We start from the raw sequence: 26,076 nt of genomic DNA, 5'->3' as shown, positions 1-26,076 counted from the left end.
AGCAAGCGTTTCGCGGGCCGGACGGAGCGGACATCGGGGTCCGGTCGGCGTTCAGCGGGCGGATGAGCCTCATCCCTCCGCGCGAACGGCCTCCACGGATCCCTTGATCACCCGGGGTTCGCCGCCCTTGTCGGTCCGCACCCGCGGGCTCGCGCCCACCGGTTCGGCGGCGGACCCGGTCTCCTCGGCATCCGGTGCCGCACCGGCCGCCGCGGGCCCGCCGTCCGGCTCCGCCCCGGCGGCGCGCGCGGACGTGCCGACGTCCCCCGACTTGCCCACGTCCCCCGGCTTGCCCACGTCCACCGACGTGCCGCGGGTCACCGGCTTGCCGGTATCCAGCGGCTCGCGCCCGGTCACCGGCTCGGTGGGCTCGGCCCCGTCGGCCGGGACCGTACGCTCCGGCAGCAAGGCCGTGACGGTCTCCCGGTGCGCCTGCCCGGTGGCGTCGTCGAGCGGGTCGGGTGTGGCCGGCACCTGGAGCCGCAGTACGGGTGCGTTCCCCAGCCGCGCATAGCCGCGCCCCGGCGGCACCATCGCCGGCGGTGTGGTGTGCGGCGGCGCTCCGAGCACCGCCCGTACCTCTTCCGACGTGGCGGGGCCGAGCACCACCCGCGCCTTGGTGTGCGCCCGTACCGGATCGCTCAGCAGCTCGGCGGTCTCGAACTGGTCGGCCACGACGACCGTGACATGAGCGGCCCGGCCGTGTCGCAGTGGCACCTGCAGCCACCGCTGCGGATCGTCCCGGCCCTCCGCGACCGCGATATGGGAGAGCGCCGTCGGACGGTCCGCGATGATCCACAGCGGCCGCCGGGTGTCGTCCGGCGCGGCCCCGCCGGCCTGCCGCGCCCGGTTCCCCTCGACCAGCCGCCGCTCGGTCTCGTGTGACGCCCACTCCAGCGTCGCCAGCGCCCCCGCCAGCCCGCTCTCCACCCCCAGCACACCGCGGCGCCCGGCCAGACACCCGTACTCACCGGTTCCGCTGCCGTCGATGACCAGCACATCGCCGTGCTGCAGCGCCTGCAGCGCGATCGAGCGCAGCAGCGTCGTGGCGCCGGTCCCCGGCTGCCCCAGGACGAGCAGATGCGGTTCGGTGGAGCGCTGCCCGGTACGCCAGACGACCGGCGGGGCGTCCCGGGTCTCCTCCCCGCCGGTGACCGGCAGGGTCCGCTGTACGGAGTCCGGGTCGGTGAACCCGAGCACCGTCTCGCCGGGCGAGGTGACGAAGCGCTGGGCGGCGATATCCGTCGGCAGCGCGTCCAGCACGGTCAGGGTGAGCTGATTGGCCACCTCGTCCCAGGTGAAGTGGTACTCCCGACCGCGGCCGGCCTTGGCGTACAGCACCTGCTCGATGCGGACCCGGGACCGGTCCTCACCGTCGGTGAAGTACGCCGGGTACTTCAGCTGCAGTCGTTCCAGCCGCCCGCAATCATCGAAGGCGTACTCGACGAAGGCCCGCTCCCAGTCACCGCCGTGCGCGTACAGCGGGCTGGGGTCGCCCTCGGCGGAGAGGTAGGGGACCAGCGCCTCGTAGAGCGCCCGCAGCCGCTCGGTCTCGGCCTCGCTCGGGCCGGTCGCCACGGGCGTACGCTCCCGCCCCGCCCAGGCCCCCGCGCCCATCACCGCGATCAGGGCGAGCAGCGGCCCGTACGGCACCAGCCACACCACCAGCAGACACGCGCCCACGAAGAAGGCCAGCGGACCGCGCTGTTCCTTGGGCGTTCCGGCCCAGCGTTCCCGGCCGGCCGCGCCCAGCCGGCGCAGCCCCCGGCCGATGGTGATCAGCGGACGGAACACATCGGAGGCGCTGTCGGCGGCGCTGCGCGCGAGTTCGCGGCTACGAGTGAGCGGGGCGCTGTGTGCCATACGGGCGAGCGGTGCGCTGTGGGTCAGGATGCGGGGCAGGGGGCGCCGGGCCACGTCTTCTCCTGTTGCTCGTGCGGTGGGCGTGGGGGATCGGCCTGCGCTACGGGCCGGGGAGCGCGCCGCACACGGAACCGCGCCCGGACGGGAGCCGGTGCGGCCCGTTCGGGCGGGACCCGTGGTGGTGCGCCGGAAGCGGACTGCGGCCGGCCCCTAGATCTTGATCCCCCCGAGGAGGCTCGCCAGACTCGCCCCGCCGGCCTTGATGCTGGGCGCGATGGCGGAGCTGGCGAGGTAGAACCCGAAGAGCGCGGAGACCAGAGCGTGGGACAACTTCAGGCCGTCTTTCCGGAAGAAGAGGAAGACGATGATGCCGAGCAGGACGACGCCGGAAATGGACAGAATCATGGGGGGTTCTCTCCTGGGTGGTGGGGACGGACACCATGAGTTCTTCCAGCCTCACAGCACGTATCAAGCCACCAAAAGCTACAAATGGGTGATTTATCAGTGAAATTCCCCAAATGGGGGTATCTCCAGGGCGTGCCGGGTCCTGGTGTGCTCGGCGTGTCGCGTCCCGCTCCCGCCGACCCGGCACAATCGTGAGGTGTCGAAGCAGAAGAACAAGCCCCGCCGCCCCGCCGCTGTCACCCCCGCCTCGCCGTGCCCCTGCGGACGTGCCGAGACCTACCGCGACTGCTGTGCCGCCTTCCATGAGGGGCGCGCCACGGCCCCGACTGCGGAGCGCCTGATGCGCTCGCGCTACAGCGCCTTCGCCGTCGGTGACACCGGATATCTGCTGCGCACCTGGCACCCGACGACCCGCCCGGCCGGCCTCGACCTCGAACCGGCACAGCGGTGGACCGGCCTGGACATCCTCGGCACGACCGGCGGCAGCGCCTTCCACACCGAAGGCACCGTGGAATTCCGCGCCCACTACAGTCTGCACGGCCACGCCGACAGCCAGTACGAGCACAGCCGCTTCGTCCGCGAGGGCGGCCAGTGGCTCTACCTCGACGCGGTGCCGTCGGCATAGGGCACACCTGTCGCGGGCCCGCCCCGGAACCGGCCCCCGTGGTGCGCGGGGCCGGTCCGGTTCACAGTCCGCGCAGCTGGTCGATCTCGCGGCGGTCGCGCTTGGTGGGGCGCCCGGTGCCGCGGTCGCGATGCCCGATCACCGGGATCTCCTCGCGCGGCGGGGCCGGCGGACTGTTGTCGATGAAGCACTCCGCGGCGACGGCCGCGCCCACCCGCTTGCGCACCAGCCGTGAGACGACCACGATCCGTTCCCGGCCCGCATGCCGCAGCCGCACCTCGTCGCCGTTGCGCACGCCATGGGCCGGCTTCACCCGCTCACCGTTGACCCGTACGTGCCCCGCGCGGCAGGCCGCCGCGGCCAGCGAACGGGTCTTGGTGAGCCGTACGGACCAGATCCAGCTGTCGATGCGGGTGGTCCCCTCGTCTGAAGCCATACCAAGACTCTAGAACGGACGCCCGCCGTCGAGGGGGCCCGACGGCCCTACGCGGACGACCTCTTGCTCGTTTTCCTGGCCGCGGTCTTCTTGGCGGTGCTCTTCTTGGCAGTGCTCTTCGATGCGGCCTTCTTGGAAGTACCGGTGGCTGCGGTCTTCTTGGCCGTCGATGTGCCCTTCGCCCGCCCGCCGGCGGCCTTCGGGGCGGGCGCCGTCTTCTTCGCGGGCGCCTTCTTCGCGGTGGCCGAGGCGGTCTTCTTCGCCGTTGCCTTCTTGCCGGCCGCACCGCTCTTCTTGGCGGCACCCTGCTCGGCCTCGCCCTCCTTCGCCGCCTTCCGCCCCCGTATGGGCGTCACGGACGCCGGCTCCGCCTCGGTACCGGCCTCCTGGCCTCCCCGGGCCGCGCGCACACTCTTCTCCAGCGCCGCCGTGAGATCGATGACCTGGGCGCCGGACGTGCCCGACGCCGCGGGGGCGACCGGCTCGCCCTCCAGCTTGGCGGCGACCAGCTCCTCGACGGCCTCGCGGTAGTCGTCGTGGAGCTCCGCGGGGTCCAGCTCGCCCAGGGAGTCCATCAGGGTCTCGGCCAGTGTCAGCTCGTTCTCGCGGAGCTCGACCTCGTCGGGTGCCACACCGGTGGCGGGCCGGAGCTGATCCGGCCACAGCAGCGTATGCATCACGATCGCCCCGTTGTGCGCCCGCAGCATCGCCAGTGACTCCCGTCCCCGCATCGCCACCTTGCCGAGCGCGACCTTCCGGTGGTCCTCCAGGGCCTCCCGCAGCAGCGCGTACGGCTTGGTGGCGGCCGCCCCGTTGGGCCCCAGGTAGTAGGCCTTGTCCATCTGGAGCGGGTCGATCTCGTCGGGGTCGACGAACGACAGGATCGACAGCGTCTTGGCGGTCGGCATCGGCAGCCGGGACAGATCCTCGTCGGTGATCGGCACGATGGCGTCGTCACCCGGCGCCTGATAGCCCTTGCCGACTTCCTCGTTAGGGACTTCCTCGCCGTCCAGTTCACAGATCTTCCGGTACTGGATCTGTGCGCCGTCCTTATCGTGGATGCGCACGAAAGACACCGACGAGGTGCGGTCGGTGGCGCTGTAGGTCTTCACGGGGATGGTGACCAGACCGAACGATATGGACCCATTCCATATAGAACGCATATTTCATCCCTTGTGTGGGATTCTCATCGTATGTCGCCGATGACCGTCGTGGAGGGGCGGCGCCTCTCGCTGACCAACCTGGACAAGGTCCTCTATCCCGAGACGGGCACCACCAAGGGCGAGGTGCTGCACTACTGCACCACCATCGCAGGCCCGCTGCTGGCCCACCTCCACGACCGGCCGCTCTCCTTCCTGCGCTACCCCGACGGGCCGGACGGCCAGCGCTTCTTCACCAAGAACGTGCCGCCCGGCACGCCCTCCTGGGTGAAGACCTGCGAGGTCCCCCATTCGACGTCGGGGCCCACCCGGCAGGTCCTGCTGCAGGACCTGCCCTCGCTCGTCTGGGCCGCGAACCTGGTCGTCGAGCTGCACACCCCGCAGTGGACACGGCAGGATCCGGGCGTCGCCGACCGGCTCGTCTTCGACCTCGATCCCGGTGCCCCGGCCACCATCGTGGAGTGCTGCACCGCGGCACAGTGGCTGCACGACCGGCTGGCGGCGGACGGCCTCGATGCCTGTGCCAAGACCAGCGGCTCCAAGGGTCTGCACCTCATCGTGCCCGTCGAGCCCACACCGTCCGAGCGGACCACCGCCTACGCCAGGAGCCTCGCCGTCGAGGCCGCGGCGGCCCTGCCGGACCTGGTCGTGCACAAGATGACCAAGGCGCTGCGCCCCGGCAAGGTCTTCATCGACTTCTCGCAGAACGCCGCCGCCAAGACCACCGCGGTCGCCTACACCCTGCGGGCCCGTGCCGCCCCCACCGTCTCGGCCCCGGTCACCTGGGACGAGATCGCCGACTGCACCGACCCGCGGCAACTCACCTTTCTCTTCGACGAGATCGCGCCACGCTGTGAACTCCACGGGGATCTGCTCGCCCCGCTCCTCGACCCGGACCGCGCCCGCCCGCTGCCCGCCGCGGCGCCCTCCCGCGCATCGGCGGCACCCCCTCGGCCGGGGTCCGCCCGGGGTTCGGCTTAGGCCGGCGGGCCGCTCACACCGCGTTTCACACCGCGTGCGGCCGCGGCCATGATGCGCGCGCGGCGGTCCCGAGCCAGTTGATGACGGCACCGACCGTGGTGTCGCCCAGGGCCGTGATCTCCGCCAGGGCGGCGAGATCCCCGTCCGTCGGGGCGACCCCGGCCGCGGTCAGCGCGGCCTGGAGATCCAGCCGCCGGCGATCGGGCATGGCCACCGGCCCCTGCCGCTGCTCCTCGGGGCGCGGGGGCATGAACGGCCGGTCCTGCGGATGCGGCGGGCCGAAGTGCAGCCGGTCCTCCGGGCGCGGCGGCGGCAGCACATGGTCCGTGCGGTACGCGGGCGGGGGCGGCGGCGCCTGCGGTGCCATGGGCGCGCCGAGGCGTTCCTCGGGGCGCGGGGGAGCGAGCGCATACTCCGGCGTCACGCCGTAGGGCGGGGGAGTGGGGCGGTAGTGCGACATGGGGGGCCTCCACAACTCACGGTCCGAAGGGTCCAAGGGGTTCGGTGAATGAGGCTGTCAATTCTTCGGAAGCCGGGCGGCACCGGTTCGGTTGCGCGGGGAGCGCGGGTTCACCCGATGAGCCCAAGGCGCCCCACCCGCCTCGTTACGGTTGGCCGGATGCCTCACTCTTACGCCGCACCGCACCCGTACTGGAACCACAATGTGCACTACCACCGGCTGGTGCTCGACGCCGTGCCCGACGGCTGTGGCCGGGCGCTGGACATCGGATGCGGTGACGGGCTGCTGGTCCGCAAACTGGCGGGGCGGATCCGCGAGGTGACGGGGGTGGACCGCTCGGCCGCGATGGTCCGGCTGGCCCGCGAGCGCAGTGCACAGGTCCCGAACGCCGCCTTCGTCGAGGCGGACTTCATGACGCCGGACGGGGCGCCGTCCGGCGGCTTCGACTTCCTCACCGCCGTGGCGGTCGTCCACCACCTGGACTTCACCGCAGCGGTCCACCGGATGACCGGTCTGCTCGCCCCCGGCGGCCGGCTCGTCCTCGTCGGGCTGGCCAGGAACCGGACGCCGCTGGACTGGATCGTCAGCGGAGCGGGTGTTCCCGCGGCCCGGTTCCTCGCCCGGCGTCACGGCGGCAATTCCGGGCCGCCGGAGATGCCGGTCCAGGACCCGGCCATGGCGTGGGGCGAGGTCCGGCGCGCCGCACGGGGCTGTCTGCCGGGCAGTCGCTTCCGCCGCCATCTGCTGTGGCGCTATTCGCTGGTGTGGGACAAGCCGCGCAGCTGAACGCCAGGCACGGGCCCGCCGCTTCGGCCTCGGGTCCGGCATTCAAAGTTTTGGAACGATCAGTCCATTATGGGTAGAGTCCTCGGCGCAGGCGGGGCGCAGGCGGCGCTGATGGTCCTGTTCGGCATATTCCTGGCGGGTAATGTGCTGGCCGCCCTCGCGCCGGGCTACGGGGTCATGCTGATGGCGCGGATCGTCACCGGCGTCGCCTCACAGGCGTTCTTCGGTGTCGCCCTGTCGCTCTGTGTGCAACTGGCCCGCCCGGAGGTCCGTGGCCGTGCCCTTGCGCTGGTCATGAACGGACTGATGCTCGGCACGCTTCTGGGGCTTCCGCTGTCCACGCTCGTCGGTGAGCATTTCGGCTGGCGGATGGCGTTCTGGGTCATTTCGGGGATCACGGTTCTCGCCGCGGTGGCCACTCTCGCGGGAATTCCCCGGCTGGGCCGTGCCGAGGGTGGCGGGGGTGTCCGGCAGGAACTGGTGGTCTTCCGGAATCCCCGGTTGTGGCTGGTGCTGTCCACCAGCACTCTGATCATCGGTGCGACGTTCTCCGCATTCAGCTATTTCCACCCGATTCTCACCGAGGTCACCGGATTCGCCGCCGGAACCGTTCCGCTGCTGCTCGTCGGATACGGCGCGGCCACCGTTATCGGCAACACCGTCGTCGGACGACTGGCGGACCGGTACACGGTGGGTGTCCAACTCGTCGGCCTGACGCTCAATTTCCTCTTCCTCGCCGGATTCGCCGTCTTCGCCCACCTCCCCGTGCCGGCCGTGGCGCTGATGACGGGCATCGGCCTGGTCGGGGTCACCATGAATCCGGCGATGGTCACCCGGGTTCAACGGACCGGAAATGCACGCCCGTTGGTGAACACCGTGCATTCGTCCTTCATCACCCTCGGCGTCATCGTGGGTTCCTCGGGCGGCGGACTGGCCATCAACTCCTTCGGACTGCACGGCCCGTTGTGGCTCGGTGCCGCGCTGGCTCATCATCGGGGCCGGCACCCTGGTGCCCGACCTCCTGCGTCGCTCTCCGGTGGCACCCGTATCCGCCGCACCCGTCACGGATCACCCGGAATCCGCGATTTCCGTGGCTTCCGAACCGAAAGCGGTCTGTGCGGCGCGGTCCTGACGGGGGATCGGCGGCCGGCGGGCAATTTCGGGGGAATTCGGTGATTGCCACGGGGTGGACACATAACTCTTCCCCGATGTTCACACTGTGGTGATTACCGCGATGGAAAGCTGCCAGCGGCCGCTCCCAACGGCCGGCGCCGGTCGTGCCCCACATTTTCACGACTCGGTGCCACAATTCGGGGAGAGGACACCCTTCGTGGACAACACCCGCGTGACCCGTCGCGCCCGTATCGCGCTGGCCATCGCCGCCGGCACGGTATTGACCGCGGTGGCCGTACAGATTCCGGCGAGTGCGACGGCCACCCCGGCCGCACCGCACCGTGCCGCTGTCGCCTCCGCCGCCGCGCACTCATCTCTGTCCGCCCGCGCGGCTGACGACACGTCGTATGACGACACGTACTACAAGGACGCCGAAGGCAAGACCGGCCAGGCGCTCAAGGATTCGCTGCACCGCATCATCAGCAGCACCCAGACCGGAAAGCTGACGTATTCCCAGGTCTGGGACGCCCTCAAGGAAACCGACCAGGACCCGGACAACAGCGAGAACGTCATCCTGCTGTACACCGGCCGCTCGCAGAGCAAGAACTCCAACGGCGGCAACCCGGACGACTGGAACCGTGAGCACGTCTGGGCGAAGTCCCACGGCGACTTCGGCACCGACACCGGCCCCGGCACCGACATCCACCATCTGCGCCCGGAGGATGTGTCCGTCAACAGCATCCGCGGCAACAAGGACTTCGACAACGGCGGGACGAAGGTCGACGAGGCGCCCGGCAACTCCACCGACGACGACTCCTTCGAGCCCCGTGACGCGGTCAAGGGCGATGTCGCCCGCATGATCCTCTACATGGCCGTCCGCTACGACGGCGGCGACGGATTCCCCGATCTGGAACCCAACGACAACGTCGACAACGGCTCCCAGCCGCATATCGGCCGGCTCTCCGTGCTGAAGCAGTGGAGCCAGGAGGACCCGCCGGACACCTTCGAAAAGCGTCGCAACCAGGTGATATTCGACAAGTACCAGCACAACAGGAACCCGTTCATCGACCACCCCGAGTGGGTCGACGAGATCTGGTAACCCCTACCGGCCGGGCCCGGCGGTGATTCCGCCGGGTCCGGCCCACCGCGTACGGCAGTCGGGGCGCCCGCGCATCGGATGGCGTAGGCCAACCGGCGCCCGGGCGCGGTCGTTTTTAGCGTGGCCACATGTCGAGCGTGAGTTGGGCCCCCGTCAGAGTCGTTACCGCCGCCACCGTTTGTGCCGCGAGTCTGTGGGCCGTGCCCGGTCCGGCAGCCGCCGATGGCCCGCATGGCATCGACGATCTGCGGCCCGGGGCACACGCGGCCGAACCGGCCGAACCGGCCGACTCCGAAAGCCGGCTGGACCGGCGCGGAGTGCAGTACCTGCCCCGGCGGGAGGTGCCCGAGCCGCCGGAGGTCTCCGCCCTGTCATGGATGGTGACGGACCTGACCGACGGCAAGGTCCTCGCGGCCAAGGACGCCCACCGGCCACTGCCACCCGCCAGCACGCTCAAGACGCTCTTCGCCCTGACGGTGCTGCCGAAGTTCTCGCAGGGGGCGGTGCACACCGTCTCTCTCGAGGACCTGTCCGGGATCGAGGCGGGCAGTTCCCTCGCCGGCCTCAAGGAGGACATGCCCTACCAGGTCGCCGATCTGTGGCACGGCGTCTTCCTCAGCTCGGGCAGCGATGCCGTCCATACCCTGGCCGGCATGAACGGCGGCTGGCGCAAGACCATCGACGACATGCAGGAGACGGCCCGCCGCCTCGGCGCCCGCGACACCCGGGTGGAGTCCGCGGACGGCTTCGACACCCCGGGACAGGTCTCGTCCGCCTACGACCTGTCACTCTTCGGGCAGGCCGGGCTGACCGACCCGGACTTCGCCCACTTCGCCTCGACGAAACGGGCCGAGCTCCCGCAGGACGGCGGTCCGGACGCGTTCACCCTCCAGAACACCAACCGGCTGCTGGTCGGCTCACGCGGCGTCAGACCGTACGACGGACTGATCGGGGTGAAGAACGGATACACGACCCACGCCGGAAACACCCTGATCGCCGCCGCCCGACGCGACGGCCGGACGCTGCTGGTCACTCTCATGAATCCGCAGTCCGGCGGCCGGAACGCCGTCTACGAGGAGACCCGCGACCTGCTGGACTGGGGCTTCGAGGCGGCTCCCCGGGCCGCGGCCGTCGGCGTGCTCCCCACCATGGCGCCCGGTGAGCGCACCGGTGAACCGCAGCCCGTCGCCCACCGGCCGGGGTCCGTCGCCCACCGGCCGCGGTCGGTGCCGCTGCACAAGGCCGGGGTCGCGGCGCAGCCGGACGGCGAGCGGCTCACCCGGTACCGGTGGTTCCTGCCCGCTGCCGGAGCCGTCGGGCTCATCGCCGTCGCCGGGCTCGGCACCGTTCTGTGGCGGCGCCGGCGCACCGTGCGCGAGAGTCCGAGCGGCGGGTCCGAGTCCGCCTGAGGCCGTCCCCGTGCCGCCGGTCGTCGTACATACATCCGATCGGTCAGGGATACGGAGGACACCGGATGGCCTTGCCCGGTGAAGGGCGACGCGTCAGCCACGGTTGTGCGGCCTGCCGGGCGTTGCTCGGTGTAGCGTCCTGATCAGCTGTCGTGGTTCCGAAGTGCCGGACGCCCGTGTCGCCTTCACGGGCGTCCTTGCTGTGTAGCGCGTCTCCGGACCAGGGCGATCACCTCCGGGTTCCGCAGCAACGCGGAAGCCGATTCGAGCCCATTGAACGAAGGAGACGGACATGGCTTCCGGCACGGTGAAGTGGTTCAACTCGGAGAAAGGCTTCGGCTTTATCGCCCAGGACGGCGGCGGCGCCGACGTCTTCGCGCACTACTCGAACATCGACGCCACGGGCTTCCGCGAGCTGCAGGAGGGCCAGAAGGTGACCTTCGAGGTCACCCAGGGGCACAAGGGCCCCCAGGCGGAGAAGATCCGGCTGGCGTAGGCCCGGCGGACTCGCCCCTCGGTGCCCGCTCCCGAACCCCCGGGGCGGGCACCGTCGTGTGGTGTGCGGCCCCGGCCTCACCCGGTCGGCCGCATTTCACGGCAGCGTGCCGCCGGCCTCACGGGCGGCGGTCGCCGCGGATCGTCCGGCATCAGCACGTCAGGGGCCGGCCGGGCGGACTACACAGTGATCATCCGTTCGGCGCAACGGCGCAACGGCGCAACGGCGCAACGGCGGGGTGACCGCCGGGTGAGCCGCCGGTTCAGGGCCGCGGTGGCTGATCCGGGCCCTGCCCGCCGCCGAACTCGTCCCTGAGCTTCTCCTGGCCGGTGTCGACCTGGCCCTTGTGCTTGCCCTGGGTCTTCTCGTCGGCCATGTCGCCGGTCTTGTCGATGCCCTTTTCCGTCTGGCTTTCGTGGCCCTTCAGCATGCTCTTGATCTTGTCCATCATGGACATGATGCGTCCTCCTCACGAAGGTCCCCCACGACTCCAGCATCGCCCTCTCCCAGACGATCTGCATCCGCGCGCGGGGCGCCGCCGCACGCCCCGGCTGCCGTGGCGCCCGGTTCAGGAGCCGCTCGGGACCGGTGCCTTCATCCGGTCGCTGATGAACTTGATCGAACCGGCGGCCATGCCCTTCTGGTAGTCCCAGGCGTTGTGCCGGCCGCCGGGGATGATCTGCAGAGAGGTGTGGATCGGGCCCTTGCCGTACGCCCGCCGGAAGCGCTGTATGGGGGCGGTGACCGCGGTGGGCTCGCTGGAGCCGGCCTGGAAGGCGAGATAGACGTCCGGACCGCCCTTCTGCAGCAGGCGCTGGGCGAGCTTCTCCGGATCGTTGGCGTTCTTCTCCGCCTGATGGCCCGCCCACAACGGCGAATCCGGCGCCATGTCCGGGCCGCTGGCTATCGCCGCCTTGAACTTGTCCGGGTGCTTCAGCACCGACTTCAGCCCGGCGAAGCCGCCCGAGGACGACCCCATGAAGGCCCAGCCGTCGCGGGACTTGAAGGTCCGGAAATTGGCCCGGGTCAGCTGGACGACGTCCTCCGTCAGCCAGGTTCCCATCTTCTGGCTGCCGGGTATGTCGCTGGCGTCGTGGTACCGGGTGTCCGGGTTCAGCATCGGCATCACCACGATGAACGGCAGGCTTTTGCCCTCCGCGGTCCACTGGGTGAGGTTTTCCTGCAGCTCGATGTCGCCGCCGACCCAGTAGTTCGTGACCCCGCCCGGTTCCTTGGGGCTGCCCAGACCGCCCGGCAGGGCTATCAGCACCGGAAATCCGCTCTTGGCGTATTTCGGGTCCCCGTATTCCTTCGGAGCCCAGACCCAGACGCTTCCGGTGACTCCGGATTTCTGGCCCCGCAGCGTCGCCCGCGCTATATGGGTGCCGTCGTCCAGTGTCCGGGTGATCCGGAAGTCGCTCTTCGGGCCGGTCGGCATCAGGGTGTCGTCATCGACAGGCCTGGCCCGCGCGGCGCCGTCGCCCTTTCCGCCGGCGTTGAAGTCGACCGGCTTTCCGGCGTCCGAGCAGCCGGCGAGCAGCGAGGAGGAGGCGGCGAGCGCGAGGGCGAGCGCGACGGCGTAGGGGCGTTTCAAGGGAGGCTCCGCGGCTGAGTGATCACGTGCAAGTGCTCATAAAGAGGGAAAAGGGGTGGGGGAGGTTCCCTTGCCGTGGGCCGGGCCGCGGGGCTCGTCCCACCCGTATGGAGCAGCGCCGGCCCGCCGTTTTCCACCGGGCGGTCCCCGGCCCGCTCGACGGGCAGGGTCCCGTGGTCCGGCCGAGAATGCAGCGGTGAGCGATGAACACCGCAGTGCCGATGATCCCGCCCCGCGCGCCGGGCCGTGTGACGAGGAACGACGGCTCGCCAGGAAGGCGCTGGCCGGCCATGCGCGGAACGCGGACGATCTGTCGTTGTTGATGGACATGCTGGGCCTGGACCCGAGCCGGGATCCGGACCACGAGGCGCCGTACGGCCATGACACGGGCCGCGGCCAGGAATGGGGCGGCGGCCCCGGGCGCGGCTCCGGGCGTGAACGGCGGCCGGAGCTGCGCCGGGACGCCCGGCCGAGGTGGGGCGGGCCCCGGGCGTAACCCACGCCCCGGGGCTCTCCGCCCCCGTCCGACCGCCGCTACCGGCCGTCCGCCCGGGTCAGCCGCACCGTCACGATCTGGAACGGGCGCAGCCGCATCCGCAGGGTGTTTCCCTGCCGCTCGATCGCCGGGCCGTCATCGGTGGGGCGTTCGAGCAGATCGGTGGTGACGGCGCCGGCCGGCTCGAAGCCGGTGGTGAGGGTGGTGACGGCCCGCCCGCCGTGTGCCTCGTGGAGGCGGACGATCACATCGCCGCTCTCATCGTCGGCGAGCTTGACCGCGGTGATCACCGTGGCGTCATTGTCGGCCGTGACCAGGGGCGGCACCGCCGTGGCACCGGTGATCCGGCGCTCGGGCAGGTTGAGGCGATGGCCCTCGCGTACCGCGTCCCCGATGGCGGCGCCCGGCACGAGCGCATGGCGGAAGCGGTGTACGCCCTGGTCGGTCTCCGGGTCGGGGAACCGCGGGGCGCGCAGCAGGGAGACCCGGACGGTCGTGGTGGTGCCACGGTCGCCGTCCTCCCGGACGGTACGGGTGACGTCATGCCCGTAGGTCGCGTCATTGACCAGCGCGACACCCCAGCCCGGCTCTTCCAGGTGTACGAACCGGTGGGCGCAGGCCTCGAACTTGGCGGCCTCCCAGCTGGTGTTGGTGTGGGTGGGCCGGTGGACGTGGCCGTACTGGGTCTCGGCCGCATAGCGCTCGGCGTGCAGATCCAGCGGGAAGGCGGCCTTGAGGAACTTCTCGGTCTCGTGCCAGTCGACCTCGGTGCCCAGGTCCAGCCGCCGCTGCCCGCGCGCCAACGTCAGCGACTGCACCACCCGCGAGGCGCCGAACGTCCGGGTGACACGCACCGTCGCCGCCTCCCGGGACACCTCGCCGAGCACGACCTCGTCCGCGTCCGTCAGGTCGGTGACGACATTGCGGTAGAAGGCGTCCACGTCCCAGGCGTCCCACATGTTGGGGAAGTCCGGATGGAGCTGCAGTAGATTCGCCGCCCCGCCGGGCGCCACCGTCTCGCGGCCGGCCGCCAGGTCGTACACGGAGACCACCAGGCCGCGGCCGTCGATGCCGACCCGCAGCAGACCGTTGGTGAGGGTGAACCCGCCGCCGTCGCGCGGCACGGCGGACACCTCGGGCCCCTCGTTCACCGCGGGGCCCACGGCTCCCGCCGCGACACCTCCGCGGGCGTGCGGCGCGGAGTTCACCGTCAGCTCCGTGCCGCCGCGGCCGGTCAGTGCGGCCAGCGCGGCGGCGACGATGTCCTCCAGCTCGGCGGCGACCGCCGCATAGGTCCGGGCCGCCTCGCGATGCACCCAGGCGATGGAGGAACCGGGCAGGATGTCATGGAACTGGTGGAGCAGCACCGTCTTCCAGATGCGGTCCAACTCCTCGTACGGATAGGGATGGTGGGCCAGGACGGCCGCCGCGGCCGACCAGAGCTCGGCCTCCCGCAGCAGCTGTTCGCTGCGCCGGTTGCCGCGCTTGGTCCCCGCCTGGCTGGTGAGGGTCCCGCGATGCAGCTCCAGATACAGCTCGCCCACCCACACCGGCGCCTGGGGGTACTCCGCCTCCGCCTTCGCGAAGAAATCCGCGGGCCGTTCCCACTCGACCGTCGGCGAGCCGTCCAGATCGCGCAGCCGCCGCGCCTTGGCGATCATCTCGCGGGTGGCGCCCCCGCCACCGTCGCCCCAGCCGGTCGGCGCGAGCGAGTGCCTGGCCACTCCCTTGTCCTTGAAGTTCCGTGCCGCATGGGCCATTTCGCTGCCCGCCATCTGGCAGTTGTAGGTGTCCACCGGCGGGAAGTGGGTGAAGATCCGGGTGCCGTCGATGCCCTCCCAGCGGAAGGTGTGATGCGGAAAGGCATTGATCTGACTCCAGGAGATCTTCTGCGTCAGCAGCCACTTCGACCCCGCCGCCCTGATGATCTGCGGCAGCCCCGCGGCGAAACCGAAGGTGTCCGGCAGCCACGCCTCCTCGTTCTCGATGCCGAACTCCTCCAGGAAGAACCGCTTCCCGTGCACGAACTGCCGGGCCATCGCCTCCGATCCGGGCATGTTGGTGTCCGACTCCACCCACATGCCGCCCGCCGGAACGAACCGTCCCTCCGCCACCGCCTTCTTGACCTTGGCGTAGACCTCGGGCCGGTGCTCCTTGATCCAGGCGTACTGCTGCGCCTGCGACATGGCGAAGACGAACTCCGGCTCGTCCGCCAGCAGCGCCGTCATGTTCGACGTCGTACGGGCCACCTTCCGCACCGTCTCGCGCAGCGGCCACAGCCACGCCGAATCGATATGCGCATGCCCCACCGCGCTGATCCGGTGCGCGGAGGCCCCGGCGGGGGCCGACAGCACCTCCCGCAGTTCCGAACGGGCCGCCGTCGCCGTTGCGTTGACATCCTGCAGATCCACCGCGTCCAGCGCCCGGCCCGCCGCCCGCAGCAGCTCCCAGCGCCGGGGGCTGTCCACCGCGAGCTCCGCCATCAGCTCACCCAGCACCTCCAGATCCTGGATGAGCTCCCACACCTCGGTGTCGAACACCGCCAGATCCATCCGCGCCAGCCGGTACTGCGGTGCGCTGCCCGCCGTCTCCCGGTCGCCCAACGGCGTCGGCCGGAACGGGTGGACATCGAGGATGACGGGGTTGGACGCGGCCTCCAGATGCCACTCGACGCGTTCACCGCCGCGCACCGGGGCGCCTACCCGCACCCACTGGTTCCGCGGATTGACCGCCTTGACCGGGGTGCCGTCGGGCAGATGGACGAGCGCCTCGCACTGGAAGCCCGGCATCCGCTCGTCGAAGCCCAGGTCGAGCACCGCCTCCACGGTGCGGCCGGCCCACTCGCGCGGCACCTCACCGCAGACCTTGAACCATGTCGTCCCCCAGGGCGCGCCCCAGGCGTCACCCACCGCCACCGGCGTATGCGTGGCGGCCAGTCCCTCCGCCACCGGCACGGGCTCGCCCGGCGCGACCCACGCCGCGACCTCCAGGGGGACCGCTTGCGGATACAGGGCGGGCCGGATGCGCTCCTCCAGGACGCGCTTGAGGCGGGCTTCGGTCAGTGCACGGTCGTCATGCATGGGAGAGGGCTCCATAGCGTTGAGAGGAGGGGAGGACGGCGGTCACCGCGGGGGCTCACCAGGGCAGCTGGACCTTCGACGGCTTCGAGACGGTGAACAGTTCGTGCACCGCGCGTACTTCGAGCCGGGCGGCCGGTTCGTCCCCCGCACGCCGCAGGCCCGCCACGTAGTACGCCGTGCCGCAGGTGCCACCGAGGAACTCCCGCCGCCCGTCCGGCAGTTGGCGATACAGCTCGTAATGGCGCACCGGTCCCGTGGCGCGCCGCCAGCTCAGCCGCGCCGCGGTCACCCCGTCCGCGGAGGCGGTCCCCGTGACCGTCAGCCCGCCCGGCGCGGCCGGGGACGCGGTGCCGTCGCGGACCGCGAGCGCCCCCAGCCGCCAGGCCACCGCGGCGCCGCCACGGCCGGTCAGCCGCACCCCCAGGGCATGCAGGGTCCCGGTGCCGAGGGCGCCGAGGCGCAGGGAGACGGTGCGCCAGCCGTCGCCCGGCTGGAGGGTCCCGGCCGGCAGATGGACGTATGGGGCGGGTTCGCCCGGTGCGGGCGCCTCGCGCAGGGCGACCGCCACCTCGACGGTCACCGGCCCCGACGACGGGTCGGTGCGATGGGTGAGGTCGAGGACCGTGGCGGCGCCGGCCGGCAGCCGGGCGGGGAACAGCTCCAGGGTGGCCGGCCGGTCGAGGGCGCCCCGCACCAGCAGACTGCTGCCGCCGCGCCAGGCGTCGGCGAAGTCGAAGGACACGTCCGGGCGCGGGCCCGCCGTGCGCACCGCCCAGCGTCTCGGCGGCTGCCGGTCCTGCAGCCCGAGGTGGTTCCAGGGGGTGCCGGAGGTGGCGGCACCGTTCTCGTACCAGCGCAGTCCGTGCCCGGTGTTGAAGGTGGTGGCGAAGGGCAGTGAGGTGAGTGTCGAGCGGTCGGCGACGGCGGAGGCCGGCGCCCGCCAGCCGCCGCCCGTGCCGCCCGGCCGGGTCGGATCCAGGCCCTCGCCGGACCAGAACCGGTCGTCCGCGGCATGGAACTGGCCGGGCGTACGCCCCGCGGGCAGATGGCTGAGGGTCCACTCGGGGCGGTAGAAACCGTACGAGACGACGTGGTCGCGCCCGGTGGGGAGGATCGCCTCCCAGTCCGTGCCGCTGTCCCAGCCCGCCGATTCGACATCGACCCCGGCCCACAACTCATAGCGGCTGCGGCCCAGTTCCTCCGCCAGCCGGCCGGAGTCCGCCAGCCGTCCGGCGCTCCACCGGAAGTCCACGAACATCGAGTCGGCGACCGGCCCGGCGCCGTCCTGGAAGAACGGCTGATTGAGCTCGTCCAGCGCGCCCTGCCAGCCGACCTGTCCGGTCCGGTTCATCGCGTCGTACCAGGTGATCCGCAGACCGTGCCCGGCGCCCGCGGCGCGCAGGGCCCGCAGGAACGCCTGCATCTCGCCGGCCAGCGCGGCATCGCCACCACCGGTCTCCGCATTGAGGAACCAGCCGTCGAAGCCGTACACCCGCGCGACCTGCACCAGCTTCGCGGCCAGCGGGAAGCGCCCCGCCGCGTCCCGCTGCACCAGATCGCGGGTCCAGCGCAGCTGCCCGCCGTAGGCGACCGGCGGGAGGAAGACCGTGCCCAGGACGGGGACACCGTTGCGGTGGGCGGCGTCGACGACCGGGGCGTTCGGCGCCAGGATCAGGCCCTCGCCGGACGAGCCGCCCCAGAAGACCAGCTCATCGAGGTACGCCCAGTGGGTCGGCGCGTAGTGGTCCGCGGTCGCCGAGCCCTGCGACGGGTTGCCCGCGGTGTGGTCGAAGGCCGCGAGCGCACTGATCCGGGCCTGCCCGGTGCGGGCCGTGGTGTTCGCCAGGACCGGTGTGAACCGCTCGGCGAGCGGCACCGTCGCGGTGTTGAACGCCAGATCCCGGTCGGTCGCGGGCGTCCAGGCGGCCAGGCTCCGCCAGGTGATGCCGTCCCCGGGGGTGCCCGACGGCAGCGAGTCGGGGAACCAGTACGAGGCATACGGCTGCAAGGAGTCCGCGGCGGCGGCCCGGGGCCGGCCGGCGGCCGCCGCGGTGCCGCCCCCGGAGGACGGACCGAGCAGCGCGGCCGCGGTGCCTGCCCCGGCCAGCAGCACCCGGCGGCGGGAGACGGGGAACGGTTGCCGGTTCATGAGGTGCTCCTCCGGTGGGGGACGGTTGGTCACGGCCGGCGCGGGGTGCGGCCGACGTCATCGGGTGTGCAGACCTCGGTGATGCCACGGGACGTCAAATGTGCCCTGTCCGCGGCGAGTTCGGACAGTACGAGGGCGGGCCGGACCCCCTGGGCGGAGAGCTCGGACCAGGCCTCGAAGACCGGGCCGCCGGGTGCGCACACCGAGCGGCGGGGCGCGGCCTCTGCCTCGCCGGCGTCGACGGTCAGCGCGGTGCTGCGGACCGGCGGGCGGTGCGTACGGCCGCGCCACTGTGCGACCAGCGCCGCGAGGGCCCGCCCCGCCGGTTTGACCGTACGGTCGTTGCCGAGCAGCCCCAGCCCGTACTCCAGCTCGGGGAAGTCCGCCAGCGACCGCGGCACATCGTGCGAACACCACCAGGTGATGCCCCAGAGGTCCGGGCAGTCCAGCGCGGCGGTGACGGTGGCCTCGGTGAACCGCGCCGCGAGGTCCTCGGGGATGTGCGGGGCGGGCGCGCCGACCTCCTGGAGCCAGACCGGGCGGTGCGGGTCCGTGGCCCAGGCCTTGGACAGCTCGATGAGGTAGGCGGCGTGGTGCTCGGTGGCGGTGCCCGCCGGACCGTGCCGCTGTGCGGTGCCGTTGAAGACCCAGGAGTGCACGGCCGTGACGGCGCCCAGCCGGGCGGCGTGCGCCGGGGTGAAGGGATGCCCGTCCTGGTACCAGGCCGCGTCGTAGGCGGCGTGCAGATGCATCCGGCCCGGCGCGCCCCGCTCGCACGCCGCCAGCATCCGCTCCAGCCAGGCCGCGGCCTGCTCGTCGGTGATGCGGTCGGGATCCGGATGCGGCCGGTCCGAGAACTGGTTGATCTCGTTGCCGAGCGTCATCCCGAGGAAGTTGGGCCGGTCGGCGAGCGCGGCGGCCAGTGTCCGCAGATACTCCTCCTGGCCGGAGCGCACCTCGGGGTCGGTGAAGAGGCTGCGGCGGTGCCAGGTCTGCGTCCAGGCGGGCAGGAAGTCGAAGCTCGACAGATGGCCCTGCAGTCCGTCGACATTCACCTCGAGGCCGCGTTCGGCCGCGGCGTCCGCGAGCTGCACCAGCTGTTCCACGGCGCGCGGCCGGATCAGGGTGCGGTTGGGCTGGAACAGCGGCCAGAGCGGGAAGACCCGGATGTGGTCCAGGCCCAGCCCGGCGATGGAGTCGAGGTCGGCGCGTACGGAATCCAGGTCGAAGTCCAGCCAGTGGTGGAACCAGCCGTGGGTGGGTGTGTAGTTGACACCGAAGCGCATGGGGCTCCTGGGGGTATGGGGGCGGGGATACGGCGGGGCGGGCGGTCAGCCCTTGACGGCGCCCTCGCCGACGCCGCGGAAGAAGGAGCGCTGCAGACACGCGAACAGCACGATCAGCGGGAGAACGGCGATGACGGTGCCCGCCGCGACCAGCCGCTGGTTGTCCGCGAAGGTGCCGTGCAGAAAGTTCAGCCCGATGGTCAGGGTGAACTTCGACTGGTCGCTCAGCACGATCAGCGGCCACAGGAAGTCGTCCCAGGCCCCCATGAACGCGAAGATCGCGACCACCGCGAGGGTGCCCCGGACCGACGGCAGCGCGATCCGTACGAACCGTTGCCAGGCGTTGGCGCCGTCGACGAACGCGGCCTCCTCGACCTCGTACGGCAGGGTCGCGAAGGCATTGCGCATCAGCAGCACATTCATGGCGCCGATACAGCCGGGCAGCACCACCCCGAGCAGGGTGTTGTTCAGCTGCAGCTCCCGCATCGTCACGAACTGGGCGATCATGATGCTCTCGACCGGCACCAGCATCGCCATGATGAACACGACCAGCGCGCTCTTCCGGCCCGTGAAGCGCATCCGGGCCAGCGCATAGCCCGCGAGCGCCGCCCCCGCGCAGTTGGTGAGCACATTGGTGACGGCCACCTTGAGGGAGTTCAGCGCGAAGTCCCAGACGGGGATGGTCTCGGCGACGCCGGCGTAGTTGTCCAGCGTGAACCGGTGCGGCAGCAGGCTCGGGGGATAGCGGTAGATGTCCTCGCCGGGGCCCTTGAGGGAGGTGGACAGCTGCCACAGGAACGGACCGATGGTCAGCGCCAGAACGGCGAGCAGCAGCAGATAGCGGAGCAGCAACCGCCACCGCGGTAGCCGGCGCCCGCCGCGCGCCCACCCGGCCCGGCGGTCCGGCTCCCGCTGCACGGTGGCGCTCATGCGTCCTCCTTCCGGTTGGCCCGCAGCACCAGCAGCATCAGCCCGAGCGTGAGGACGAAGACCACGACGGACAGCGCCGAGGCATAGCCGACCCGGCCGCTGAGGCCGGTGCCGACCTGCTGGACGAGCATCACCAAGGTGGTGTCCTCCCCGCCGGGGCCGCCGGTCGGACCGGCCATCAGATAGACCTCGGAGAACACCTTGAAGGCCCCGACCGAGGACAGCGCGGCCACCAGCACCATCGTGGAGCGCACCGCGGGGACGGTGACGGTCAGGAAGCGGCGCACCGCCCCCGCTCCGTCCACCGCGCAGGCCTCGTGCAGCTCCCGGGGGACATTGGCCAGCGCCGCCAGATAAATGATCATGTAGTAGCCGAGGCCCTTCCAGACCGTGACCGCCATCGCGCTGAGCAGCAGCAGCCAGGGATCGCTGAGAAAGCCGACCTTGCCGAGGCCCAGCCCCTCCAGCAGCGCATTGATCAGCCCCCGGTCGTCCAGCAGCCACACCCAGATCAGCCCGACCACCACGACGGAGGCGACCACCGGCGTGTAGAACGCGGCCCGGAAGAAGGTGATTCCGGGAAGGTGCCGCTGCACCAGCATCGCCAGCAGCAGCGGCAGCATCACCAGGAGCGGCACGACCCCGAGGACGTACAGCAGGCTGTTGCGCAGCCCCGTCCAGAACATGGCGTCATGGACCAGCTCCCGGTAATTGGCGCCGCCGACGAACTGCCCCGCGGTAAGGGTGCGCGCATCGGTGAACGAATGCGCCACCGTGCTCAGAAACGGATACAGGCTGAATGCGGCGACGATCAGCAGGCCGGGAGCGAGAAAGAGCCACGGACTGGACGGCAGCTGCGTACGGGTGCCTCGGGCGGGCCGCCGCGCCGGGGCCGGCGGGGGAGTGACGGCCGGTGCATCGGCCACTGTGAACCGCTCGCGCGGTGTCATTCCGGTCTTCACGAAATACCCCGGCCTCAGGCGGCCTTGAGCAGGCGATTGCACTCGGCGACCGCGCCGTCCAGCGCCGCCTGGGGAGACTGCTTTCCCTGTACGGCCTTGGCGACCGCATTGCGCAGCACGGTCTTCATCTGGTCGCTGAGCGGCACAGGGGTGTAATTCACCGCCGTCTTGAGCGACTTGGCCGAGGCCACCCGCACCCGGGTCGCATCGGTGCCGTCCTCCTTGGTGAAGTACGGATCGTCCAGCGAGCCCTTGGTGCTGGGGAAGATCGTGACCTCCTTGGCGAAGGCCATCTGGTTCTTCTTGTCGGTGACGAAGTGCGCGAACGCCACCGCCGCCGGCTTGACCTTGCTCTGCGCATTCACCATCAGGCCCTGGACGTACATATTGGCCTTACCGGTGTTGTTGACCGCGTCCGTGATGCCGATGTGCCGGTAGAGGCCCGGCGCCTCCTTCTTGAAGTTCTCCAGGTCGAGCGCGCTGCCCGGATTCATGGCCACCGACTGCTGCTGGAACTTGCGCCCCGCGGACTCGGCCTGCGCGGTGAGCGCCTGTGAGTCCAGCGCCCCGGCCGCATACAGCTCCTTGTAGTGCTTCAGCAGCTCGACGCCCTTGGGCTCGTTGAAGGTGAACTCCGTGCCCCGGGCGTTCATCAGCCGCACGCCATAGCGTCCGAAGTCCTCGATCGACGGGGTGCCGGCGAGCATGGCGATCTTCCGGTCGCTCTTGCGCGCCATGGTCACGGCGTCCTTGAAGAGCTGGTCGTACGACGTCGGCGGCCGCTCCGGATCGAGCCCGGCCTTGGTGAAGAGGTCCTTGTTGTAGAACATCGGCCCGGTGTTCAGATACCAGGGGAAGGCATAGACGCCTGTCATTCCCGGCATCCGGTGGCTCTCCCACGCCCCGTCGAGATATTCTCCACGGTATTTCCCGGCGGTCTTCTCCAGATCGAGCGCGATCCCGGCCTTGGCCAGCGGATAGGCGAGATCCGGCGAGACATTGACGACATCGGGCAGCGTGCCGCCGGCGGCGTCCGCGCTCAGCTTTTCCGGATATCCCTCGGCCGGCTGGTCCACCCATCTGATCTCGGCGTCCGGGTATTTATTCTCGAAGTCCGCGATCACCCCCTCGAAGTACTTCTTGAAATTGGCCTTGAGGTTCCAGGTCTGAAAGGTGACCCGGCCTTCGACCTTCCCCGAGGCACTGTCCGATCCGCCGGCTCCCCCCGAGGAACCGCATGCGGTCAGGGTGAGCGCCGAGGTGACCAGGGCGGCGGTGGTGGCGGCTGCTCGGCGGGATATACGCATGGCTGGCTGCTCCTTCACTCGGACCGGACACCAGGGAAATTTTCGCGACCGGCCGGAATTCCGATTGCTTTACGGCAGCCGGAAATGATGCGGCTGCCTTTCCGGTCATTGTGCTGGTCATTGTGCCGATGATTACCCGAGTCCTCGGGCGACGATGCGGCAGACGCTACTAATGCGTTTTAGTAGGTGTCAACACCCCGTCGGTCAACTTTCTCGGCCGAGGGATGAGTTGTCCTGATCAGGGGCAGCCGGACGGCGTTTGACAGGTCACTCGACGCTGATCAGACTGAGGCGCACTAATGCGGTTCAGTACGAGGGAGAGCCCGCCATGACAGCGCCCGGTGAGGCGGCCCGGCGTAAGCCGGCCCGCCGGCCGACGATCAAGGACATCGCCCGCCGGGCCGGGGTGTCGGAGAGCGCCGTCTCGTTCGCGCTCAACGACCGGCCGGGCGTCTCGCAGGACACCCGCGCCCGGGTACGCCGCGTCGCGGAGGAACTCGGCTGGCAGGCCAACAGCGCCGCCCGCGCCCTGTCCGGCGAACGCGCCGGTGCCATGGGGCTGGTGCTCGCCCGGCCCGCACAGACCCTGGGTGTGGAGTCCTTCTTCCTCCAACTGGTCTCCGGCATCCAGGAAGTGCTCTCCGCGCGGCAGATCGCGCTCCTCTTCCAGGTCGTCGAGGACCTCGACGCCGAGTGTGCGCTCTACCGCCGCTGGTGGGCCGAACGACGGGTGGACGGCGTCCTCGTGGTCGACCCGCGCACCGCGGACCCCCGCCCGGAGCTGCTTGCCGCACTCGGCCTGCCCGCCGTCGTCGTCGGCGGCCCGGCCACCCCCGGACCGGACCCCGCGGAGCCGGCCACCGAACCGGCCACCACCCCGCCCCACCCGCTGCTCTCCACCGTCTGGGCCGACGACGCCAAGGCCATGGCACGGGTCCTGGACCACCTCTACGGCCTCGGACACCGCCGGATCGTGCATATCGCCGGGCTGCCCGGCCTCGCCCACACCGCACGCCGGATCCAGTCGCTGCGCACCGAAGCGGACCGGCGGGGCCTCGACCGGCGCCAGGTCCACTCGGTGACCACCGACTACTCCGACGCCGAGGGAGCCGAGGCCACCCGCCGTCTCCTGGACGCCGCGCGGCCCCCGACGGCGCTCATTTACGACAACGATGTGATGGCCGTGGCGGGCGCCTCGGTCGCCGCCGGGCGCGGTATCCCCGTACCGGGCGCGCTGTCGATCGTGGCCTGGGACGACTCGGCGCTGTGCCGGGTCACCCACCCCCGGCTCACCGCGCTCGTCCGCGACACCCCTGGCTTCGGCAGGCTCGCCGCCCAGGAACTCCTCGCGGTCCTCGACGGCGGCCCGCTGCGGACCGTCCAGGGTGAACTGCCGCACCTGGAGGCACGGGAGAGCACCGCAACGCCCCCGCCCGGCTGACCGTGGGGCCATGGCCCCGGCGGCACGAGCGTGCCGGTGACCTTGAGCTCTACCGCGCCCGGATCGGCGAGCGCCTCGGCCGGAAGAAGCCCACGGACACCAAGGCCTTCTTCCGGTTCCACACGTACCGGGGCGTCGGCGCACGCGGCCTGTTGGACGTCGCCGCGGAGCACGGCCGGCAGCTCGACCCGGACAAGAAGCTCCGCCCGCTCCGACAGGTCGACCTGACCCGGAAGGCCCGGCAGGACCCGACCTGACCTCCGTCGTGATGCCCGGCGCAGGGAGCGGTGACAGACTTGGCGGGCAGCCTGGTCGTGCTGCTACCCGCCGGAGGAGGCCCCGCACATGGCCGGCACGGACGATGCCCCGCAGCCCACGGCACGCCCGCGCGCCCTGGTCACCGGCGCCACCGGCTACATCGGCGGCCGTCTGGTCCCCGAGCTGCTCGCGGCCGGATATGCCGTACGGGCACTGGCCAGGGCACCGGAGAAGCTGCGCGATCATCCCTGGGCCGGGCGGACGGAGGTGCTGCGCGGCGACGTCACCGACGAGGACTCGGTCCGTACCGCGATGGCCGGTGCCGAGGTCGCCTACTACCTGGTGCACGCCCTGGGCAGCGGCCGCCGGTTCGAGGACACCGACCGCCGGGCCGCCCAGATCTTCGCCCGGCAGGCCCGCGCCGCCGGAGTCCGCAGAATCGTCTACCTCGGCGGCCTCACCCCCGAGGGCATCCCCGGCCAGGAGCTGTCGCCCCACCTCCGCTCCCGGGCCGAGGTCGCGGAGATCCTGCTGGCGTCCGGTGTCCCCACCGCCGTACTGCGCGCCGCCGTCATCATCGGTTCCGGCTCGGCCTCGTTCGAGATGCTGCGCTATCTCACCGAGCGGCTGCCGGTCATGGTCACCCCCAGCTGGGTGGGCACCCGCATCCAGCCGGTCGCCGTCCGCGATGTGCTGCGCTATCTGGTCGGCTGCGCCCGCCTCCCCGACGACGTCAGCCGGGCCTTCGACATCGGCGGGCCCGACATCCTCACCTACCGCGACATGATGCAGCGCTACGCACGGGTGGCCGGGCTGCCCGAACGGCTGATCCTCCCCGTGCCGATGCTCACCCCGCGCCTGTCCAGCCTCTGGATCGGGCTGGTCACCCCCGTGCCGCCCGGCCTGGCCCGCCCGCTCGCCGAGTCGCTGCGCCACGAGGTCGTCTGCCACGAGCACGACATCGCCCGCTACGTCCCCGACCCGGACCCGCCGGGGCACCCCATCGCCTTCGACGACGCCCTGGAACTGGCGCTGCGCCGGGTACGGGACGCCGAGGTCGCCACCCACTGGTCCAATGCCGCGGTGCCCGGAGCACCGAGCGATCCGCTGCCGACCGACCCCGACTGGGCCGGTGGCAGCCTCTACACCGACCGCCGGGAGCGGACCGTGGACGCCCCGCCCGAGGTGCTGTGGCGGGTGGTCGAGGGCATCGGCGGCGACAACGGCTGGTACTCCCTTCCGCTCGCCTGGGCGGTGCGCGGCTGGCTGGACCGGCTGATCGGCGGGGTGGGGCTGCGCCGCGGCCGACGGGACGCCGGCCGGCTACGGGTCGGTGACTCGCTCGACTTCTGGCGCGTCGAGGAGGTCGAGCCGGGCCGGCTGCTGCGGCTGCGCGCCGAGATGCGGCTCCCCGGCCTGGCCTGGCTGGAGCTGACGGTCGGCCGTGATGCCCACGGCCGTACGCTCTACCGCCAGCGGGCCCTGTTCCACCCGCACGGACTGACCGGCCATGCCTACTGGTGGTCCATCTCCCCTTTCCACGCCGCGGTGTTCGGCGGGATGGCCCGCAACATCGCGGCCGCGGCGGCGGCCGAGCACCGGAGCCGTCCGGAGCGAGCGGCCCGCGCCGAATCCTGACGGTCGTCAAGTTGCCCTCCGGGCAAGCAGGTTGACGCGCGCGATGCGCCACGCGAGATGCCGACGGCGGGTTCCCGGGCGCGCGCTGCCCGGGAACCCGCC

At 71.3% G+C, this 26,076-nt stretch carries 23 protein-coding genes and 1 pseudogene; 11 read left to right on the top strand and 13 right to left on the bottom strand.

What is annotated here, in order from left to right:
- Positions 1-69 precede the first annotated feature (69 nt).
- Positions 70-1,917: a hypothetical protein gene (locus SLV14N_RS04140; protein WP_263268108.1), complete on the bottom strand. Its 1,848-nt coding sequence runs from the start codon at positions 1,915-1,917 to the stop codon at positions 70-72.
- 156 nt (positions 1,918-2,073) lie between these two features.
- A complete protein-coding gene (locus SLV14N_RS04135) occupies positions 2,074-2,268 on the bottom strand; it encodes a hypothetical protein (protein ID WP_208679784.1) in 195 nt (64 codons plus the stop codon).
- Between the two features lie 196 nt (positions 2,269-2,464).
- Between SLV14N_RS04135 and SLV14N_RS04130 the strand changes: the two genes are divergently transcribed.
- Positions 2,465-2,893, top strand: a complete 429-nt coding sequence (locus SLV14N_RS04130; protein WP_208679783.1) for a YchJ family protein — start codon at positions 2,465-2,467, stop codon at positions 2,891-2,893.
- A gap of 61 nt (positions 2,894-2,954) precedes the next feature.
- On the opposite strand, the gene SLV14N_RS04125 is transcribed toward SLV14N_RS04130, so the two are convergent.
- Both SLV14N_RS04125 and SLV14N_RS04120 read right to left on the bottom strand, forming a co-directional pair.
- The gene (locus tag SLV14N_RS04125; RefSeq protein WP_018092436.1) at positions 2,955-3,329 is read right to left on the bottom strand and encodes an RNA-binding S4 domain-containing protein; all 375 of its coding nucleotides are present in this window, start codon (positions 3,327-3,329) and stop codon (positions 2,955-2,957) included.
- A 47-nt stretch (positions 3,330-3,376) separates the two neighbouring features.
- A complete protein-coding gene (locus SLV14N_RS04120) occupies positions 3,377-4,492 on the bottom strand; it encodes a Ku protein (protein ID WP_263268107.1) in 1,116 nt (371 codons plus the stop codon).
- Between the two features lie 30 nt (positions 4,493-4,522).
- Here SLV14N_RS04120 and ligD point away from each other — a divergent pair, with 30 nt between their 5' ends.
- Positions 4,523-5,470 (top strand): non-homologous end-joining DNA ligase, encoded by a 948-nt coding sequence (ligD, locus tag SLV14N_RS04115; RefSeq protein WP_208679781.1) that lies wholly within the window; start codon positions 4,523-4,525, stop codon positions 5,468-5,470.
- A gap of 25 nt (positions 5,471-5,495) precedes the next feature.
- Here ligD and SLV14N_RS04110 read toward each other — a convergent pair whose 3' ends face one another.
- Positions 5,496-5,930, bottom strand: coding sequence for a hypothetical protein (locus tag SLV14N_RS04110; RefSeq protein ID WP_263268106.1), 435 nt, complete (start codon positions 5,928-5,930; stop codon positions 5,496-5,498).
- Positions 5,931-6,089: 159 nt separating this feature from the next.
- Between SLV14N_RS04110 and SLV14N_RS04105 the strand changes: the two genes are divergently transcribed.
- The 5 genes and pseudogenes from SLV14N_RS04105 to SLV14N_RS04085 all read left to right on the top strand — a co-directional run bounded on the left by SLV14N_RS04105 (position 6,090) and on the right by SLV14N_RS04085 (position 10,833).
- Positions 6,090-6,716: a bifunctional 2-polyprenyl-6-hydroxyphenol methylase/3-demethylubiquinol 3-O-methyltransferase UbiG gene (locus tag SLV14N_RS04105; protein WP_208679779.1), complete on the top strand. Its 627-nt coding sequence runs from the start codon at positions 6,090-6,092 to the stop codon at positions 6,714-6,716.
- A gap of 99 nt (positions 6,717-6,815) precedes the next feature.
- A pseudogene (locus tag SLV14N_RS04100) lies at positions 6,816-7,848 on the top strand (MFS transporter); the annotation flags it as partial.
- A gap of 198 nt (positions 7,849-8,046) precedes the next feature.
- Positions 8,047-8,928: an endonuclease I family protein gene (locus SLV14N_RS04095; protein ID WP_263268104.1), complete on the top strand. Its 882-nt coding sequence runs from the start codon at positions 8,047-8,049 to the stop codon at positions 8,926-8,928.
- Positions 8,929-9,128: 200 nt separating this feature from the next.
- Positions 9,129-10,337, top strand: coding sequence for a D-alanyl-D-alanine carboxypeptidase family protein (locus SLV14N_RS04090; protein WP_263268102.1), 1,209 nt, complete (start codon positions 9,129-9,131; stop codon positions 10,335-10,337).
- A gap of 292 nt (positions 10,338-10,629) precedes the next feature.
- Entirely contained in the window at positions 10,630-10,833 is a 204-nt protein-coding gene (locus SLV14N_RS04085) for a cold-shock protein (protein ID WP_006601696.1), read from the top strand.
- Positions 10,834-11,095: 262 nt separating this feature from the next.
- On the opposite strand, the gene SLV14N_RS04080 is transcribed toward SLV14N_RS04085, so the two are convergent.
- Both SLV14N_RS04080 and SLV14N_RS04075 read right to left on the bottom strand, forming a co-directional pair.
- Complete coding sequence (locus SLV14N_RS04080) at positions 11,096-11,290, bottom strand: antitoxin (RefSeq protein ID WP_127154347.1); 195 nt, start codon at positions 11,288-11,290, stop codon at positions 11,096-11,098.
- Positions 11,291-11,401: 111 nt separating this feature from the next.
- Positions 11,402-12,427 (bottom strand): esterase family protein, encoded by a 1,026-nt coding sequence (locus SLV14N_RS04075; RefSeq protein ID WP_263268096.1) that lies wholly within the window; start codon positions 12,425-12,427, stop codon positions 11,402-11,404.
- 196 nt (positions 12,428-12,623) lie between these two features.
- Here SLV14N_RS04075 and SLV14N_RS04070 point away from each other — a divergent pair, with 196 nt between their 5' ends.
- Positions 12,624-12,923, top strand: a complete 300-nt coding sequence (locus SLV14N_RS04070; protein WP_018092446.1) for a hypothetical protein — start codon at positions 12,624-12,626, stop codon at positions 12,921-12,923.
- Between the two features lie 38 nt (positions 12,924-12,961).
- Here SLV14N_RS04070 and SLV14N_RS04065 read toward each other — a convergent pair whose 3' ends face one another.
- From SLV14N_RS04065 to SLV14N_RS04040, 6 genes are read right to left on the bottom strand one after another with little or no spacing between them, the layout of a single operon-like run.
- On the bottom strand, positions 12,962-16,003 hold the full coding sequence (locus SLV14N_RS04065) for a glycoside hydrolase family 38 C-terminal domain-containing protein (protein WP_263268094.1): 3,042 nt from the start codon (positions 16,001-16,003) through the stop codon (positions 12,962-12,964).
- A gap of 55 nt (positions 16,004-16,058) precedes the next feature.
- A complete protein-coding gene (locus SLV14N_RS04060; RefSeq protein ID WP_263268093.1) occupies positions 16,059-18,152 on the bottom strand; it encodes an endo-beta-N-acetylglucosaminidase in 2,094 nt (697 codons plus the stop codon).
- Between the two features lie 29 nt (positions 18,153-18,181).
- Complete coding sequence (locus SLV14N_RS04055; RefSeq protein ID WP_208679772.1) at positions 18,182-19,438, bottom strand: glycosyl hydrolase; 1,257 nt, start codon at positions 19,436-19,438, stop codon at positions 18,182-18,184.
- Positions 19,439-19,483: 45 nt separating this feature from the next.
- Positions 19,484-20,368, bottom strand: a complete 885-nt coding sequence (locus SLV14N_RS04050; RefSeq protein ID WP_208679771.1) for a carbohydrate ABC transporter permease — start codon at positions 20,366-20,368, stop codon at positions 19,484-19,486.
- The gene (locus SLV14N_RS04045; protein WP_263268091.1) at positions 20,365-21,330 is read right to left on the bottom strand and encodes a carbohydrate ABC transporter permease; all 966 of its coding nucleotides are present in this window, start codon (positions 21,328-21,330) and stop codon (positions 20,365-20,367) included. The genes SLV14N_RS04050 and SLV14N_RS04045 overlap by 4 nt, the downstream gene beginning before the upstream one ends.
- Before the next feature lie 14 nt (positions 21,331-21,344).
- Positions 21,345-22,637 carry a sugar ABC transporter substrate-binding protein gene (locus SLV14N_RS04040; protein ID WP_263268090.1) on the bottom strand — a complete coding sequence of 431 codons (1,293 nt, stop codon included), beginning with the start codon at positions 22,635-22,637 and terminating at the stop codon, positions 21,345-21,347.
- A gap of 328 nt (positions 22,638-22,965) precedes the next feature.
- Between SLV14N_RS04040 and SLV14N_RS04035 the strand changes: the two genes are divergently transcribed.
- The 3 genes from SLV14N_RS04035 (at position 22,966) to SLV14N_RS04025 (ending at position 25,974) form a co-directional block, all read left to right on the top strand.
- Positions 22,966-24,078, top strand: coding sequence for a LacI family DNA-binding transcriptional regulator (locus SLV14N_RS04035; RefSeq protein ID WP_263268088.1), 1,113 nt, complete (start codon positions 22,966-22,968; stop codon positions 24,076-24,078).
- Between the two features lie 2 nt (positions 24,079-24,080).
- On the top strand, positions 24,081-24,335 hold the full coding sequence (locus SLV14N_RS04030) for a hypothetical protein (protein ID WP_263268087.1): 255 nt from the start codon (positions 24,081-24,083) through the stop codon (positions 24,333-24,335).
- Positions 24,336-24,423: 88 nt separating this feature from the next.
- The gene (locus tag SLV14N_RS04025; protein ID WP_263268085.1) at positions 24,424-25,974 is read left to right on the top strand and encodes an SDR family oxidoreductase; all 1,551 of its coding nucleotides are present in this window, start codon (positions 24,424-24,426) and stop codon (positions 25,972-25,974) included.
- Positions 25,975-26,076: the final 102 nt, after the last annotated feature.

This window comes from Streptomyces sp. Je 1-4 4N24 (genome assembly GCF_026239515.1).
Taxonomy (GTDB): Bacteria; Actinomycetota; Actinomycetes; order Streptomycetales; family Streptomycetaceae; genus Streptomyces; species Streptomyces nigrescens.
This window is presented reverse-complemented; position numbering and strand designations above follow the sequence as displayed.